The organism is Acetitomaculum ruminis DSM 5522, from assembly GCF_900112085.1.
GTDB lineage: Bacteria > Bacillota > Clostridia > Lachnospirales > Lachnospiraceae > Acetitomaculum > Acetitomaculum ruminis.
The window spans coordinates 70,194-87,925 of record NZ_FOJY01000010.1 but is presented as its reverse complement, the minus strand read 5'-3'; the positions used below and the strand labels follow the sequence as shown (position 1 = coordinate 87,925).

General features: G+C 34.2%; 15 protein-coding genes. 4 read left to right on the top strand and 11 right to left on the bottom strand.

From position 1 onward, the window contains the following. Positions 1–8 precede the first annotated feature (8 nt). Both BM153_RS08010 and BM153_RS14130 read right to left on the bottom strand, forming a co-directional pair. Positions 9–1,208, bottom strand: a complete 1,200-nt coding sequence (locus tag BM153_RS08010; protein WP_177205616.1) for a glycosyltransferase family protein — start codon at positions 1,206–1,208, stop codon at positions 9–11. Between the two features lie 213 nt (positions 1,209–1,421). Next, positions 1,422–3,311 (bottom strand): flagellin N-terminal helical domain-containing protein, encoded by a 1,890-nt coding sequence (locus BM153_RS14130; protein ID WP_278278330.1) that lies wholly within the window; start codon positions 3,309–3,311, stop codon positions 1,422–1,424. A 755-nt stretch (positions 3,312–4,066) separates the two neighbouring features. Between BM153_RS14130 and BM153_RS07995 the strand changes: the two genes are divergently transcribed. Further along, a complete protein-coding gene (locus tag BM153_RS07995; protein ID WP_092872520.1) occupies positions 4,067–4,309 on the top strand; it encodes a type II toxin-antitoxin system Phd/YefM family antitoxin in 243 nt (80 codons plus the stop codon). Next, positions 4,293–4,700: a type II toxin-antitoxin system VapC family toxin gene (locus tag BM153_RS07990; protein WP_092872518.1), complete on the top strand. Its 408-nt coding sequence runs from the start codon at positions 4,293–4,295 to the stop codon at positions 4,698–4,700. The genes BM153_RS07995 and BM153_RS07990 overlap by 17 nt, the downstream gene beginning before the upstream one ends. 55 nt (positions 4,701–4,755) lie before the next feature. Here the strand turns inward: BM153_RS07990 and BM153_RS07985 are convergent, their stop codons facing one another. The 6 genes from BM153_RS07985 to BM153_RS07960 form a co-directional block, all read right to left on the bottom strand. Beyond that, on the bottom strand, positions 4,756–5,598 hold the full coding sequence (locus tag BM153_RS07985; protein WP_092872516.1) for a hypothetical protein: 843 nt from the start codon (positions 5,596–5,598) through the stop codon (positions 4,756–4,758). Positions 5,599–5,884: 286 nt separating this feature from the next. Next, positions 5,885–6,100 (bottom strand): CopG family antitoxin, encoded by a 216-nt coding sequence (locus tag BM153_RS07980; RefSeq protein ID WP_092872515.1) that lies wholly within the window; start codon positions 6,098–6,100, stop codon positions 5,885–5,887. 6 nt (positions 6,101–6,106) lie between these two features. Further along, positions 6,107–6,403 carry a BrnT family toxin gene (locus BM153_RS07975; protein ID WP_092872513.1) on the bottom strand — a complete coding sequence of 99 codons (297 nt, stop codon included), beginning with the start codon at positions 6,401–6,403 and terminating at the stop codon, positions 6,107–6,109. A 514-nt stretch (positions 6,404–6,917) separates the two neighbouring features. Then, positions 6,918–7,907, bottom strand: coding sequence for a uroporphyrinogen decarboxylase family protein (locus BM153_RS07970; RefSeq protein WP_092872511.1), 990 nt, complete (start codon positions 7,905–7,907; stop codon positions 6,918–6,920). Between the two features lie 347 nt (positions 7,908–8,254). Next, entirely contained in the window at positions 8,255–11,740 is a 3,486-nt protein-coding gene (locus BM153_RS07965) for a pyruvate carboxylase (RefSeq protein ID WP_092872509.1), read from the bottom strand. Positions 11,741–12,030: 290 nt separating this feature from the next. After that, a complete protein-coding gene (locus tag BM153_RS07960) occupies positions 12,031–13,452 on the bottom strand; it encodes a L,D-transpeptidase family protein (RefSeq protein ID WP_092872507.1) in 1,422 nt (473 codons plus the stop codon). A gap of 169 nt (positions 13,453–13,621) precedes the next feature. Here BM153_RS07960 and BM153_RS07955 point away from each other — a divergent pair, with 169 nt between their 5' ends. Then, positions 13,622–14,263, top strand: a complete 642-nt coding sequence (locus BM153_RS07955; protein ID WP_092872505.1) for a ribonuclease H1 domain-containing protein — start codon at positions 13,622–13,624, stop codon at positions 14,261–14,263. A gap of 81 nt (positions 14,264–14,344) precedes the next feature. Here BM153_RS07955 and BM153_RS07950 read toward each other — a convergent pair whose 3' ends face one another. The 3 genes from BM153_RS07950 to BM153_RS07940 form a co-directional block, all read right to left on the bottom strand. Beyond that, on the bottom strand, positions 14,345–14,602 hold the full coding sequence (locus tag BM153_RS07950) for a hypothetical protein (protein ID WP_092872503.1): 258 nt from the start codon (positions 14,600–14,602) through the stop codon (positions 14,345–14,347). A 204-nt stretch (positions 14,603–14,806) separates the two neighbouring features. Then, positions 14,807–15,658, bottom strand: a complete 852-nt coding sequence (locus tag BM153_RS07945) for a patatin-like phospholipase family protein (protein WP_092872501.1) — start codon at positions 15,656–15,658, stop codon at positions 14,807–14,809. A 31-nt stretch (positions 15,659–15,689) separates the two neighbouring features. After that, positions 15,690–16,724 carry a response regulator gene (locus tag BM153_RS07940; RefSeq protein WP_092872499.1) on the bottom strand — a complete coding sequence of 345 codons (1,035 nt, stop codon included), beginning with the start codon at positions 16,722–16,724 and terminating at the stop codon, positions 15,690–15,692. Positions 16,725–16,870: 146 nt separating this feature from the next. Here BM153_RS07940 and BM153_RS07935 point away from each other — a divergent pair, with 146 nt between their 5' ends. After that, entirely contained in the window at positions 16,871–17,707 is an 837-nt protein-coding gene (locus BM153_RS07935) for a response regulator (protein ID WP_092872497.1), read from the top strand. The last annotated feature ends 25 nt before the right edge of the window (positions 17,708–17,732 follow it).

Below are 17,732 nucleotides of genomic sequence, written 5' to 3'. Positions count from 1 at the left end.
TCCTCCCATTATAAACCGCTTATTTTAAAAATCTTTGTTAATTGATTTTTGTAATTTAAAACATCTCTCATTTTCTTATAACCGTTCATGGCTATTTCTTCTCTTTCCTTGTCATGTTTTAAATAAAAATCAGCTTTTTCCAAAGCATCTTCTATGGAGTAATAAACTACCATATCCACTCCGTCTTCTAATTCCGTAAACAAATCATGCTGATAGTTGGTCATTAAAAATCCGTGACATGCCATTACGTCTAAGCATCTTTGTGGGATGGCAGACTGAATGGAGCGAACGGTGATATTTAAGTTTATTTTTGAACATGGGAAGAGTTTTGGCATTTCTTCCTTATAATCAAGAGGTCCTGCAAATATTACATTTTCTAAAGGGTCGATTTTTTTATCAAAGCCAAATAGTTTTACTCCGTGATTTCTTGAAAGAAGGCTAAGTAGAAGTATTCTTTCCCTGCTGGTTACAGCTCTCATAAGGAAGTTTTCTAACATGGCATAGGAGTAGATTCCTCCTTCTTCTCCCTTATTTCTTGGAGAATTTTTTACATGTTCTTCAAATTCCGGATTTTTATCTATTAAAAAATATGCAAAATCTTCTGACATTAATTCCCTAAGAAGATTTGCATCATAGGTATTCATTTGAATATTTATCAGGGCATCCACATAGGCTGACTTATAGGAATTAAGGCTTTCTAAAGCTTCGGCGATTTCTGTTCTATACAGCTGACCTACAAAGGATATTTCAGAATTTAGCCTTAATTTTTCCTGGGGAGTTATTTTAAATTTATTCATTTCTTTAACATCCACAGCCAGGTTCATATGATAGACATGGGGAACATCTCTTTTTTTGTGCTCCTCAACTTCATAGGAATCAAACAAAAAGATTCTGTTGGTATCATAAAAATGGGTAGCCGGGTCGCCTCCCAAGGACGGGGAGTCGTAGCTCCAGCATATATATAAAATCCCTGTATGATATGCAATCTGAGACAAGAAGTCTATATAATTAATGGAAAAAAGAGCATCATAGCCTTCTTCGAAGATATGTTTTTCTGTCTGAGCTATAAATGCCTGTAATACTTCTTCTTTTTTCATCTCTTTTACACCCATGTAGTGAACTATATTGTACTCAATGCCCATTTCATCAAGAGCTTTGTATATATATTCATGGGTTAGGGAATTCCATTGATATATCAATAATTTCATAAGCATTCTCCTGTTATTTTTTGTTTTTGAAAATTTTAAAAAAATATTGCCATATTCATACATCGGCCACTTTTGGTAAAAATATGAATACATCAATAAATTTTTTATTAAAAAAACCCTGCACCAAAAACAGATGCAGGGTTTTATGTCTTGTAAACCGGTTTGGTGAAATTACTAAACTAAAAGCTTTTGTTTTTTGTTTATACTCTATTTCTATCCAAGTAAGGTTGTTACACCCTGTGTTGACTGGTTTGCCTGAGCAAGCATTGACTGACCTGCCTGAGCAAGAATATTGTTCTTTGAGTATTGAACCATTTCTTCAGCCATATCTGTATCACGAATTGCAGATTCAGCTGCTGTGGTATTTTCAACAATATTGTCAAGGTTTGCGATGGTATGCTCAAGTCTGTTTTGAGCTGCACCAAGTGCTGATCTTTGGGCAGATACTACCTTTAAGGCTGCCGCTATGGTATCTATTGACTTGGTTGCGCTTTCCTCTGTAGATAGGTCAATGGAATTTCCATCCTTATCCCTGATTCCTATAGTGGAAGCATCCATGGCATCTATCTTAACGGTTATCTTATTGGTATCCGCTGAGTCGGCACCTACATGGAAGCGTAATTCCAATGGTTCCTTGGAAGCTGTGGTTTTGCTTTCCTCGGATTGTTTCTTTCTGGTGATCTTAATGCTAAAGCTCATGTCGCTGGTTTCAGTATAGTCAGTGTCCGCTACAATAAGTGTTCTTGGAACCATCTTTGTATCAGTACTAATATCAGCACCAGTAGAAAGACCTGCCTGACCTTCTGATGCACCAGGTGAGAGAGTTATTAATGTATCCGGTACCAATTTTAAACCATCAGTTGCGACTGCATTTGTAGGTATAGTAGCTGTAGCTATAGCTGTCTCTGACACAATATCATAAGTTGTATTTACACCATTAATACTCTTTGCTCCTGCTGTAGAATATTTCTTTCCTACAAATCCTACTACACCGCTTACATCATAAGCTCCACCTAATAATGCCTGTAATTCTTCAATATTTTTAAAAGTGTTGGCCTTAGTACCATCAGAATTTTTTGAATCAAAGGTATAGGTTACTCCATCTATAGTAACTGTTGAACCATCTTTAAGCTTTGTAAAATCTATGGAATAAGTATCACCCTTAGCGTCTGTTTTATAAAAGCATTCTTTATTATCTGCGTGTGTGGCTTCTTTATTTGTAACACCTGACTTTGGATTATACATTAAGGTCTTTAATTTATCTTCTCCACCTTCATTACTTGAGCCAAAGGTTACATCTACAAGCTGATAAGCACTTGCTCCGTTTGATAATTCCTGAAGTTCATAGTAATTTCTCTTTGACTCAAGGAAAAGTCTTCCGTCTTCTCCTGTGGTAGCATTAAAGATGATATTTAAATCTTCATCTTCATTAACTGCCTTTGCTATATTGGCAGCTGTTTCATTATCATCTTCTCCAATAGTAAATTCTATCTTTGCTGTCTGAGATTCACCTAATTTATCTGTATAGGTTATTTCAAAGGTATCTAATGTTCCCTTACCAAGAGTAGATGAGATTATACCTTCATATTTATTTCCAGTGGCATTTTCTAATGTAGATGGAATAACTTTCCCTGCCTTTGTAGCGCCGGAAATCTGGCCACCTGATGTGGTATATTTTGAATCTCCTACACCTTTTAAGAGGTAGGTTTCATTAAATTTAGTGGTTTCAGCTATACGGTCGATTTCTGTTGTAAGCTGTTTAATTTCGTCCTGGATAGCTGTTCTATCGTCTTCTGAGTTTGTTCCATTTGCAGACTGAATTGCCAGTTCGTTCATTCTTTGAAGCATAGCGGTTACTTCTGAAAGTGCACCCTCAGCTGTCTGTACGCAGGAAATACCGTCCTGAGCGTTGTCAGAAGCCCTTGTAAGACCTCTTATCTGTTTTCTCATTTTTTCGGAAATTGAAAGTCCTGCTGCGTCATCAGCTGCGCGGTTGATTCTGTAACCTGAAGAAAGTTTCTCTGTTGACTTGCCTTGTGCATCTGTTGTGATGCCAAGCATACGATTAGCGTTCATTGCCTGCAGATTGTGCTGTACTACCATAATATTATCCTCCTTGAATGCTATGGCAGGCGGTTTTTACCACCTTTTGTTTTTATTACCAGTCATCCTTGCATGGTAATAATAAACTTTTTACTTTTACTTTTTTACTTTTGTTTTTTCCACTTATCCGGTACGGTTTTAAATCTGGTTTGGATGTACCTTTTAATAAGCTTCTTTTAATCTCAAACCTGCTGACTCATTTACAGATTTTCGATTGTTAATAGATTCACTGGTTTTTTAATTTTACTTAAATTTTTGGGTTCTTATTGGTTAACCTTTGGGTTTTTCTTAAGTTTATTAGACTTTTTGTCTTTTGGTTTCTAACTTTTTTACTATTTGGTTTTCTTACTTTTACTTATTACATCGCTAGCAAAGTATATTATCACTCCCAAACTCTTAAACAAAACTTTCATTTCTTTCATCAAACACAGCTTCATCTGTTACAACTTATACATCGGTGGGATTATTTGCCCTCTTAACCCCCCTATTTAAAATTAATTTATTATTTTAATAAAATTTTTAGTACATAAGTACCAAAAATAAGGCGATTTTTGGGGTTTTTATGTTAATTATATAGATTTTTTTCATTTGTTTTAGAAAGTTTATTGTTATTTATTTTTAGCGGGATATATAGGACTTTTTTCTCATATTGGTGAATTTTGTGTGTTGTGGGGAAGCTTTCCAATTTTCATAGGTTTACTTTTGTCTAATTTTTGTTATAATTAAATTAGCCAATTTGAAAGGAGGCTATTATTATGATAGAAAAAGTAGCTACTGCTACCGAAATGAAAAATCACTTTGGAAAATATCTTCAGATGGTTATAAATGGAAACGAAGTTATTATAACGAAAAATGGTCAGGAAGTTGGAAGACTTATTCCGAAAGAAAAAACTGTATCTTATCTTACAGATGCACTTACAGGCATACTAAAAGGGGATTACGATTATGATAATATCAGAGAGGAAGCTTTAAAAGAAAAATATGAAATTACTGATTGATGCAAATATTATACTGGATGTCCTTCAAAAAAGAGAGCCACACTATAAATATTCAGCAATCATATGGAAGCTTTGTGAAAGTAAAAAAGCAATGGGCTATGTTTCCATTTTAACATTTATGAACATTGTTTACATTCTTAGAAAAGAACTATCGCCAGAAAAAATAGACTCTATATATAAGGAATTGTCTTTGATATTTAATTTCGAAGATTTAACCCATGAAGATGTGAAAAATGCTCTTACACTGAATTTAAAGGACTTTGAAGATGCAATTCAAATTCAAACTGCTTCAAAGGTTGGAGTAGACTTTATTATCACAAGAAATGTAAAAGACTTTGTGAAAAGTCCAATCCCAGCATATACTCCAATAGAATTGATACAGCGATTATAATTTAATATTTTAATGAAATAATGAGGGGCTGTCTGTAGAGCGCCCCTCATTATTTCTATGCCTCTTTATTTTCCACAATCGCTAAAGCTTCTATCAATATCTGATACTCTCTTTTTGCTATTACCTCCAGGATATTGTTTTGCAAAAGTTCTTCAAAGCGATCGAGTTTTTGCTCTAGTTTAGAATATTTTATGTTTTCCTGTTTTTGATCTGTTGTATAAAAGTCATTTACATATTTTAAGGCAGTTTCGTAAAGGGGATATTTTACTTTGATTCCTTCTAAATCAAGGGCTTTTCTTTCCGGTCTTTTTACCCAGACATCCCCTTCGCCGTAATATTTCCATTCATTGTAGAATAAATTTAAAACTGCTTTTTGTAAAAGAGCTTTTGAAGGTGCAAATACCTGATATTTTCCCTTATTATCTATCAGTTCTTCTCCTTCTTTTTGGGAATAGAAAAAGTCTTCTAAGTAGGTTTTGTAACCCCAGATTTTCATCTGTTTATTTTCTTCCAAAGACCAGACATTATAGGCGTTTTTTCCAACGCTACCTATAATAAACAGTGGTTTTTTATTATTTATTTTTGCTGTTTTTTTTGCAGCTTCTGATTCACTTTGGATTAGTTCTTCTACTTTTTGCATCTCCGACTCTATGGAATCTTTGTTTATTACTTCTGAGCCGTCCATTGGTATAAATTCTGTCTTAAAAATGAACTGACTGCCACTTATCTTTTCGCTGCGAAAGCCCTTTATGGCACTCCATTCCTTTTTTTGAGTATCCCAAAGAATTAATGGACAGTTTTCGTCTATATAGTCAGTATCAAATCCATTTTCTTCCATGGTTTTATTTACTTCTTCCAAAAAATCCCCAATTTCTTCCAAACCTCTTATTACTATCATTTTTTCTGCCCCCTCTTTTTATCTTTATTATTTACCTTAATTGATGTTTTTGTGTACATATTTTATACAATTTAATCTGTAAAACGGACATTCTTAATCCGCCTTGCTACTTCCTCATGTACTCAAAATTTTCAACAAATTTTTTTAACGGATATTTTTAAATGTCCAACCCACCTTACTAAATCAAATTATAACATTTAGACAATTATCTTGCCATACTTCATGCGTTTTTGGGAGTTTTTTTGCATTAAAAAGAGCCCCTTATAAAAGAAGCTCTATTTGATATTTAACTCCAAGTCATATTTAGTTTCCTATGGTTTTGTACACAATCACTCAAATATAAATTAATAAGTGTTTGATAAGGTATCCCGGTACTCTCTGCCTGACTTTTGAAGTAGTCAATAACGCTCGTTTCAATATTTATTGTTATTGTTTTCTTTAATCTTTTAACATAAGGATTTGGTCTTGGATTTAATTTAGCAATATCATAATTATCCCTCATAATCTTTCACCCCCATCCATTGTACTCATTATAATAGTATTGCTCACTTTTAGTTGCTTTTCTTGCTGATATTAATCTAATAATATCGCCATCCCTATAACAATGGCTCACAATACATAGTTTAGCAGTCTCAGAATATCCAATAATCAAAAATCTACTTTCGTCTTTTGAATGTTCAGGATCATCAAACAGTACTGCATTAACATCATAAAATACAGTTGTTGCTTCTTCAAAAGACAACTTATGCTTAACCTTATTAATCTCGTTCTTGTTCTCATCCCATTCAAATTTTATTTCTTCCATATTTACATTATAAATACCTTATATGTATAAATCAATAAAAATATTGTTAATTTTTAAAATCTACTCCCTTTCATTTTCCATAATGGCTATAATCTCAAGCATACGGTGATATCCCCTTTTTATTATTATTCCGTCTATATCAAGGGATTTTCTTTCTGCTCTTTTTGCCCATGCACCATCCTCGCTATAATAATTCCATTCATTGTAGAATATATTTAGAACTGCTTTTTGGAAGAATTTTTACATTAAAAAGAGCCCCTTGTAAAAGAAGCTCTTATATTGGGAATTATTTTTATTTTTTGGAAAACTCTTTATATTTTTTATCATGACAAATCACCTGGGTTTGTGATTTGTTTTTTACATTTTTAACATTATTTTTTATCTTTTTATTACAGGCTGGTTTTGGGAAAGGTTAGCCTGTTTTTTCTCCCTATGGAAAAATATATTTATACGAAAAATTTTAATCAACTGTATATTTTCTCATATACCAGAAACAGGTATTACTTCAGATTCCTTATGCATTGGTTTTTGAGAAGAATTTTTGTGAATAGGATTTAAATTCGTCCTGAATCCAGCCATTTTTTTGTAAAATTACAGGATCGGAGAAATCTCCTATTACTCCACCCATAAAGCCCATGCCTCCAAGTGGAAGGTAAGTATCACACCATTTTCTTACTTCTTCTCTAAGCATTTCTTCCGTAACATCAAGTCTTGCAACAGGTCCTGAAGAATCCCATGCACCATTTATGGCAAGTTTGTTTCCATATTTTTTCTTAATGGCAACTATATCGTTAGAAAGTTGGGCAGGATCCCATCCGGTGATTCCTATATCAACCCATCCCTCAATTAAGTCCATACATTGTCCGCAACAATGAATCTGTACAGGAATTCCTCTGTCGATAAAGGCTCTTGCATATCTTTTTATGGACGGCATGAATATTTCATCATAGGATTCCTTGGAAATAAATGGTGCTCTTTCTGTACAAACATCATCCGGAAGCCACATCATATCCGGTTTGTAGTAATCAATCATTTTTTCTGCCACCATTACATAAAAATCCGTAATGTATTCCATCATTGCCTTTGCCTCTTCCGGCTCTTCAAAGATGGCACAAAGTCCTTCGGTAAATCCCATGAAGTTTATAAGACATTGGAAAAAGCCCGGTATAAAGTTTGCAACTACAGGATTATTTTCTCTGTCTAAATGTTCGCAATCTTTTTTTGCCATTGCTTCCCAGTCCACATCTGATAAATCCGGATTTTTTACGATGTCTCTCCATTTTGTGAGATCATCCATGAGAAATTTTCCCGGAATAGGAATAAATCCTCCACCTGATTCAGGTGATACTTCGTATTCCACTCCGTAAAAGTCAAATCCGCTCATGTCAGGATTTCTGTCCTTAAAGAGTACTGACGGGCCTACCATCCAGGTAAAATCAAACTGTGGACAGTAAGCAGTTTCTTCTCCATGCATAAAACGCATGTAGTTCTCTTTCTGTGTCATTATCTATTACCTCCCTAATTTTCCGGTCTTATATCCCCTCTCATTTCATAAGACCTGTACATGTAATTAATTATCCCTTTTTGTAACCCCTTACAAAAATAAGCTGATTTATCAGCATTCTTAGAGGATAAATGGTTATATTTACATGAATGTTATATTTTTTACATAAAATTATTTTAAAAAATCATTAAATTCAGGTCAACGAACAACATATAATATTTTTTTGTATTTTTTTTATTTACTTGGTGCAAAATGCACCAATTTTTTATTTTTTCAGATTTCATCAAAAAGTCCCCCACAAAATTTTGCGGGGGACTATAAATAAAATCCTATATGGAAACTACTTTTTAGTTTTCTTCTTTTGCCTCTTCTTCATCTTCATCGATGATAAAGGAAATAAGTAAATCGTCCTGACTTACTTTATCGCCCTGGGCAACATAAATCTTGTCAACAGTACCGTTTACACGGGAAACAACAGTTGTTTCAAGTTTCATAGCTTCTACTGTAAGAAGTGGCATATTAACTGTAACCTTATCGCCTTCTTTAACCTTAACAGCTCCCACTGTACCAGGAATTGTGGAACCAAGATGTGCAGGATTGTTTTTATCTGCTTTAAGTTTTCTATCTGACTTAACTTCAAGGTTCTTATCAAGTATCTTGATAGCTCTAACCATTCCGTCAACATCAAATCTAAGGGTTACATAGCCTTCTTTATCAGCTTTTCCTCTTCCAAGATATTTAATGATAATATCTTTTCCGTCAAATACTTTAAGAGTTGTTTCTTCACCTTCACGAAGTCCGAAGAAGTAAACATGACTTTCAAGTCTTTGTACATCGTTGTAATGCTCTACATGGTCTAAGTATTCCTCATATACCTTCGGATACATTGCATAACTGATAACCTTTTCATCAACATGATTCTGGTCACAGCCTGTAAGATCATATTTTTCATAAAGCATTTTTTCAATGGCCTTAAGGTCAACAGGCTCAAGAAGTTTACCAGGTCTTTCGGTAAGTGGCTCCTGTCCTTTAAGAACGATCTTTTGAAGTTCCTTAGGGAATCCACCTTCAGGCTGTCCCATAAGTCCCATAAAGTACTCAACTACAGATGCAGGATAGGATAAATCTTTTCCAACTTCTAAGATATTGTCTTGTGTAAGTCCGTTTTTGAACATGAAGATTGCAAAGTCACCAACTGCCTTTGAAGAAGGTGTAACCTTTACGATATTTCCAAGAAGATTGTTTGCCTGTCTGTATAATTCTTTGATTCCATTGAAGTCATCAGCAGAACCGATTTCTTTAACCTGAGCTAAAAGGTTTGAATACTGTCCACCAGGAATTTCATATTTATAAATTTCTGCTGCCGGTGAAACCATATTACTTTCAAAGCCTTTGTAAACTCTACGCTGTCTTTCATAATACTGGCTTAACTCTGTAATATCATCCATATTAAGTCCGGTGTCGCGTTTTGTTCCCTTTAAGGCTTCAACTACTGCGTTCATTGATGGCTGGCTTGTCAATGAGGACATTGATTCTACTGCCAAATCCACGATATCCACTCCTGCCTCAGCTGCCATAAGTACTGTACTTACGCCGTTTCCTGTGGAGTCATGAGTATGAAGATGGATAGGAATATGAAGCTCTTTCTTAAGTTCTGTAATAAGCTCTTTTGCAGCATATGGTTTAAGAAGTCCTGCCATATCCTTAATTGCAAAGATATGACATCCCAAAGCTTCAAGTTCTTTTGCCTTTTTGATGTAATATTCTGTTGTATATTTTACTTCGTCAGGGCTTGTAATGTCTCCGGTATAGCAAATTGAACCTTCAACGATTTTTCCTGTCTTTAATGCCTCTTCAATAGGCATTTTCATGTTTTCAATCCAGTTTAAACTATCGAAAATACGGAATACATCCACACCGTTCTTTCCTGATAATCTAATAAATTCTTTAACTACATTATCCGGATAGTTTGAGTAACCAACGGCATTTGATGCACGAAGTAACATCTGGATAAGGGTATTAGGCATTCTCTTTCTTAAAAGTTCAAGTCTTTGCCATGGTGACTCTTTTAAGAATCTGTAGGCAGTATCAAAAGTAGCACCGCCCCATGCTTCCTCTGAGAATCCGTTTTCCAAAAACTGGTTTGTAGCGATGGCACATCCTGCAAGGTCTTTAGTTCTCATACGAGTTGCAATAAGTGACTGATGTGCATCACGCATTGATGTATCTGTTACATATAATTTATCTTCTTTAAGAATTTTCTGACAAAATCCTTCAGCTCCTAATTTAAGGAACTCGTCTCTTGCACCATAAATCTTTCTTTCCGGATCATATTTTGGTAATTTTCTGTCTTCGTAGAAGGCCTTTGGTGTAGGATTCTCATTGACAATTTTATTACCAATGAAGTTCATAAGCTGTCCTGCACGGTCATTATCACCGGTGAAATCAAATAATGACGGAGTTTCTTCGATGAATGTTGTATGACATTTTCCGGACTTAAACACAGGATTATTAATTAATTTCATAATAAATGCCATGTTTGTCTTTACGCCACGAACACGCATTTCTCTTAAGGCTCTTGTACATTTTGCTATTGTACCTTCAAAAGTTCTGTCAAAAGCAATAACCTTTACAAGAAGGCTGTCATAGTATGGCAAAATCTCTGCTCCGGTAAATGCAGTACCACCATCAAGTCTGATTCCGTTTCCGGCACCTGAACGATACTGGTTGATAGTACCTGTATCAGGAAGGAAATTGTTAGCAGGATCTTCAGTAGTAACACGAGCCTGTAATGAATAGCCGTTGCAATGAATATCATCCTGGGATTTGATGTTGATTTCATCGGAATCAAGGGTGTATCCTTCAGCTACCAATATCTGAGCCTGAACCAGGTCAATTCCTGTAATCATTTCTGATACTGTATGCTCAACCTGAATTCTGGTATTCATTTCGATAAAGTACGGATTATTATCTGAATCTATTAAGAATTCGCAGGTACCTACACTGTTGTAACCCACTTCTTTACAAAGTCTTACAGATGCGTCAAATATCTCTTTTCTAGTTTTTTCCGGAATTGTAAAGGCCGGAGCAAACTCTATAACTTTTTGATGTCTTCTTTGAACTGAACAGTCTCTGTCGAAAAGATGTACGACATTTCCATGTTTATCTCCCAAAACCTGTACTTCTATATGTTTTGGTCCTTTTAAGTATTTCTCTATAAAAATAAGGTCATCTCCGAAGGCTTTCTTTGATTCTTCTCTTGCCTCCTGAAATTCCTTAGGCATTTCTTCTTTATTGTTAATGATACGCATTCCGCGTCCACCACCACCGTTGGAAGCTTTAAGCATTACAGGGTATCCAATCATATCAGCTACTCTGATTGCTTCGTCAATATCCTTAATAGCATGTTCTACGCCCGGTATAATCGGAACATTGGCTTTTTCTGCCATTTTCTTTGACGAAATCTTATCTCCTAAAGCATACATTATTTCTTTATCCGGTCCGATAAAGGTTATTCCATTTTCCTCACACGCACGCACTAATGCAGGGTTTTCTGATAAGAAACCATATCCTGGATGAATAGCATCAACCTGTCTCATTTTTGCAATTTTAATAATGTTTTCGATATCCAGATATGCATCAAGAGGTCCTTTTTGCGGATCCAACTGATAAGCCTCATCGGCTTTACTTCTGAACATAGAGTATCTGTCCTCTTTAGAGTAAATACCAATGCTGGTGATGCCTAATTCCGCACATGCTCTGTATACACGGATGGCTATCTCACCTCGATTGGCGACCAATACCCTCTTAAACTTCTTAACTTCCTGGCTCATTTCTAGCTCCTTTCGTTCTCTGATACTTTTCATTACTAAAGTATAGTGCACTTTTTTTTATTTTGCAATAAAAAAACTCATACAACTTAAGTTTTTATAGTAAAAAAAACACAAATATTAACATTTTTCAAAAGAAAAATTTGTTAATATTTGCGTTTATCAGGTTTTTTTTAAATGCTATTTTTCGTTTTCTTTCATAATTTTTCGTTTGGTACCAATTAACTTAAGTTTTTTGACTTTACTTTATATTTTTTCAATAATTTTTAGATTTTTATAATATTCTTTAGAAATCACTTATATAATATCACAGCATAACCTTTTGTGACATACTGAAATGCTTTTTTTGCATCTGATAAGGACATATTTATGCAGCCATGGGAACCATGGGTTAAATATCTGTTTCCCCCAAAGGAAGTTTGCCAGGTTGCATCGTGAAGTCCTATATCCTCGTTAAAAGGCATCCAATAGGCAACTTTTGTATCATAGTTTTGTCCTACTAATCTGGCATCTCTTTCCGTATAAGTCACTGCATATATTCCCGGGGGAGTGGCATGACCATTTCCCGGTTTTCCTGATACTATATCGCAGCTTAAAACTTCCTGTCCCTTAGAATATATCCATAAATGCTGTTTTGTAAGATTTATTTCCACATAAGAATCTCCCCAGTCTTTATCGCTGTAATTATCTGCTGTCTGATAATACTCCGGGGTTCTTTCCTTTGTTTCTCCGGTTTTTATATCTTTAATAAGACCTTCTGTTTCTGCAGGAACATTCATCCACCAGCCATAATCTCCCTGGGATAAGGTTTTGGTTTCACCGTCTCTTGAGGTAAAGGTTCTTGTGGTAAAGATTGTATCATAATTGTTACTAAGTCCCTTTACATATTCTTTAACGGCATCGGAATTTATCTGTACATCAAGATTTTCATCAGCATAAATCCACTGGCTGATTAATGAGCAATCGACTACTTCTTTTGCGCTTCCAAAGCTGTAGCTTATTTGTGAAGACACATATTTATTCATGGTAGCTGCTGCTTCTTTTGTTTTGTCTGAATCTTTTGTATAATTTGGTGCTTTATAAAGGCCTTTTTTATCAAGGTCAATATTGGTTTCAAGATTTAACAATGCATCTTTTACGGCTTCATCAAAGCTTTCTCTTACTAATTCATTTCCTATATCCTCTTTGACAATTTCATATCCGTCTTTACTTGAATATTCAGAAATATGAGCATCTACAGGAGCAGATACTTTTTGGGGATCAAAAGCTTCAAGACTATCAATCACTTTTGACAAGGCACCTTCATCGTAGCTTATCTGAAGGGGTACTTCATTTTCGTTTTTCTTAAAAATACTAATTATCCAGGAAAAAGAATTTTGAGATTTAATAAGATTATCAAGAGTATTATCAAAGGATACACTTAAGTTTATGTCTTTTCCTTTAATTTCTTCTGACAATTCTTTTCTTTCTTTAAGGGTTAAAACATAATTATTTACCTCATCTGTAATGATTTCTTTTACCTGAGGGGCACTTTTACCCATTACATTTTTTCCATTAATCTTTATCCCCGGCAAAAAATGATTTTTAAAAAACAAAGCGCCGGCAAAATAGATGATTAATAATAAAATAAAAATTGTTCCGGTAATAATGATACCTTTTTTTTGTTTTGTGGAAACATTAGTTTTTGAAACCTTATTAACATTTTCATTTAGCATTTTTACTTACTTCCCATCTAAAATATTAATATTCTTAAATGGAGTTTTGCCTGTTGGACAAACCCACAATTTAAACTATAAACTACTTCAAAATGTTTGTAAAGAATACAATATTCTGACATAATGAAAGGAATAGAAAATTATATTTTTTTTAAGGAAAGGCAGATATATGGCAAAAAAATACTATGCTGTAAAAAAGGGCAGAAAACCGGGGATTTATGAAAGCTGGGACCAGTGTCAAAAACAGATAAAAGGTTTTAGTCAGGCCTCTTTTAAAGGTTTTTTAACCTATGAAGATGCTTTAAAATTTATGGGAGATGCTTTATCAGATAATACTTTGAAATCAGAAAATAAAGATACTTTAGAAAATAGTTCTCCACTGGAAAAATGTAATGAGCAGTTGGCAATTGCCTATGTGGATGGAAGCTACAGGGATGACACAAAGGAATTTTCCTACGGTGCTGTTATTTTTCATGATAAAAAAGAAATTCATTTAAATGCAAAATTTAATGACCCTTCTCTTGTTTTAATGAGAAATGTGGCAGGAGAAATCCATGGTTCCATGGCGGCTATGGACTATGCCCTTAAAAAGGGCTGTAAATTTCTTGAGATTTTCCATGATTATGAAGGAATCGCCAAGTGGTGCACAGGCCAGTGGCAGACTAAAAAGGAAGGAACCATTAGGTATAAGGCTTTTTACGATAAGGTTAAGGATAAACTTGATATCCGCTTTGTTAAGGTTAAGGGACACTCTAATGACAGGTATAATGACCTGGCAGATAAGCTTGCAAAGTCTGCTCTTGGAATTTGACTTATTATAAGACACGAAAAAAGGGATTGAAAACAATCCCTTTTTTCTAGGTAACCCGTCAAAAAAAATACAAACTATCAACTAATCATCTTCTTCAATATTCTTTTGAGCTACACCGCCTGTAACTGCCACTAACATTGCTATAACTGCCACAACTGCTACAAGTACTGCAATGAATATTACTACAGAAAGGAATATGGTTAAGAAGTTTTCATCTGTAAACTCACCACTTCCTGCTGCGTAAGTATTGATTCCAAACACTAATGCTGTTGTAAACATACATACTAATGCCAAAAGAGCTTTTAAATTTTTCTTAATAAATTTTGTAACCTGTTTCATTCTCGTCCACCCTTTTCTAAAAAAACTCGTTCTTTGTGATAATTAAATCTAATCTGTGACTATTATAACACAATTTCAGTAAATACAATAGAAAATGTTTATATTAACTTAATTTTTGTATATTTTACATTAATAAGCTTTTTTTCTTTTGTATCTTACTCATAAAGTACTTCTATGGGATTATTACAAAAGTATAAATTATCTTTACTCTGCTATATATTCCCGGATTTTTGATATTTTTGACATGGCATCCTTATAGCCAAGCTCATACAAATCCGCCAGTTTTCCCACATCTTTTTCTGTCCTTGATACATCAAAATGTTTTGAAGGTGCTACAACAAAGGCCATTCCTTTTCTTTCAAGGCTTTCTATTTTTTCTAAAGTTTTGTTGTATCTTTTGTATCTTAAGGCAGAAGTTTTAACAAATTCCGGATATTTTCTGTATTTTAGTTTTATAATATTTTGCATTTTTGAAGGGCTTTTTTTGTAATCTCTTGGTCTTGTAAGAACCACTATATTCTTTTCATAGCCCCATTTTACAGCTCTCATTACAGGAATACTGTCTGCTATGCCACCGTCTAAATATTCATTATCTCCGATTTTTACATTATTTGAAACCATGGGCAAAGATGCCGAAGCCCTTATTACATCTATATCCTTATCTAAATCCTTTACCCTTAGATATTCCGGCTTTCCGCTTTCTAGGTTTGTCACCACTGCGAACATTTTTGTAGGGGAATTTTTAAAGGTTTCATAATCAAAGGGTTCTATTGTATGCGGCAATTCATCATAACAAAAATCCTTTGGAAATAAATCTCCTGTTGTTAAAAAAGATGTGAAACTCATATATCTTGGATCATTGGTGTATTTTAATATAATGTCCTTTTGTCTTCCAATCTGTTTTGACAGATAATTAACTCCGTTTACAGCCCCTGCAGAAACGCCCACCAGGGTATCTGCAACTATTTTATGAAGCATCAGACAGTCTAAAACACCTGCCGTGTAGATGCCTCTCATCCCCCCGCCTTCCAGTACCAGTGAAAATTTTTCCCTCATTAATGTCTCCTTTCCCAGGTAAAAGAATTTATTACAATAAGACATTCTCCCCTGTCTTATATAGTCCGGTTAAAATAGCTGCTGCCGCGTCATAGTCAAACTGCTTTATAAAGCCTAAAGCCTGACGACATTTTTCCTTGGTAGATATATCAAGGTTATATTGTAATAAATTTACCATAACCTTTGCTGCCGCCTCATCTTCAAAGTCCTCTATATATTGCAGGCAGTCTTTCACCTGATTTTCCACAAACCCTTCTTTTACTTCTTTTATTTTTTTTATTTCCTTTTTTGTATCTTTTTGAGCCTCTTTCCTATTCTCAAAATATTTATTTATCTCTTTTGACACTTCCATAAGCATGTGCTCAAGATGCTCATAATTAACTTTTATATAGTGATAATCCTCATTAGAACCTGCTGTTTCATGACGCTCAAATTCGTTGCCAAGCTCCATGGCTCCTATATTCCAGGCGGAACTTTTTAAGGCATGTACTTTAATAATATAATTTTCCATGTCATCTGTTTTTATATAATATCTTAAATCCCTGATTGCCTGTTTTGAACTTTCTCCAAAGGTTTCTAAAATTTTTATGTATATTTTTCCGTTCATTCCGGCATTATCAAGACCTTTCCCAGTATTTATTCCTTCTATCTTAGGCAAATCCGCTTTTTTATCATTAAATATCTTGTCTACCGCCTTTTTTATCCCGTATTTTTCCAATATGGCAGAAAGTGCCTCCGGCTCCACCGGTTTTTTTAAAAATCCTTCAAATCCCAGTTCTTTTATGTCATCTTCTTCTGTGGCTGAGGTAAGATATACAGGTGTTTTAGAGTTGTCATTTGGAAGTTCTTTTATTTTTTTATAACATTCAATTCCACTTTCTTCAGGCATTAATTTATCCAGAAAAATAAGGTCAACTACTTCCTTTAGGAGAAGTTGTCTTGCTTCTTTTCCTGAAAGGGCTGTAAGTATATCAGCACTGTAGGATTGCAAAAGTCCCCTTAAAACTATAAGGTTTACTTTGCTGTCATCTACTACCAGTATTTTTGAACGATTTATGCTTTCCAATTATCTCACTTCCTTTCCCGTCAATTTTGTGACAATCATGTCAGGTTATCTATTATTTCGGATTATTTAATCTTTTGTATATTTTTTTATCCTACAATTTATGTTATCATATTTTAAATATTACTTACAAGTTGGAGTGATTTTTTATGAAAAAAAAAGTATTATTTATCGGTTCGTCCTATCTGGTTACTCAAAACATCCAGAAGGCACTTTCAAAATCATATGATGTTATGATGGTGCAATTGGGAATCACAGTTTTTGATAAGATTAAAAATTCATTTAAGCCTGACGCTGTATTATTATACCTTGAACCAAATGTCAGACAATTCAGTAAAATTTTTTTTGACTATATATGTTCAGAGGAATTATCGGAGGCTTGTGTTGTTGTTATTGCCTCTGACCAGGAATGGGAGGACTTTTCCTCTGGATATGAAGATTTGGAAAGGACTGTTAAGATTTACTACAGACCAATATCAACAGATAGGATTTGTCATATAATTGATAAAGAATCTAAAAGATTCAGCGTACTTATAGCAGATGATGATGTTAATTTTTTAGTTAGCATTAAAGAGTTTTTAAAGGACTATTATAAGGTTTATGCTGTTAACAACGGCAGAAATGCAATTGATTTTGTTTCAAAAATCTATCCTGATGCAATAGTTGTGGATATTAATATGGGGGGGGCCCTTTCCGGAATCGATGTGGTAGCCGAAATCAGGCGTAATGAAAATTTAAAAAGTCTTCCGGTTTATTTTTTGACAGGAAAGCAGGATAAAAATACTGTTTTAAAATGTATGAATTATCACCCTGTAGGATATTTGATTAAACCCATATCCCAGCCTGATTTGTTAAAGGAATTGTCTAAATCTTTGGCACATTTTGATGAAAATGACAACTTAAAACCAAATTTGGAAATGAAACCTTTTTCTTTTGATTCTTTAAATATGGGACTTATGGAAAATACCCTGGAAGAAGAGGAATAGAGAGTAAATTTTTATTATTTTATTT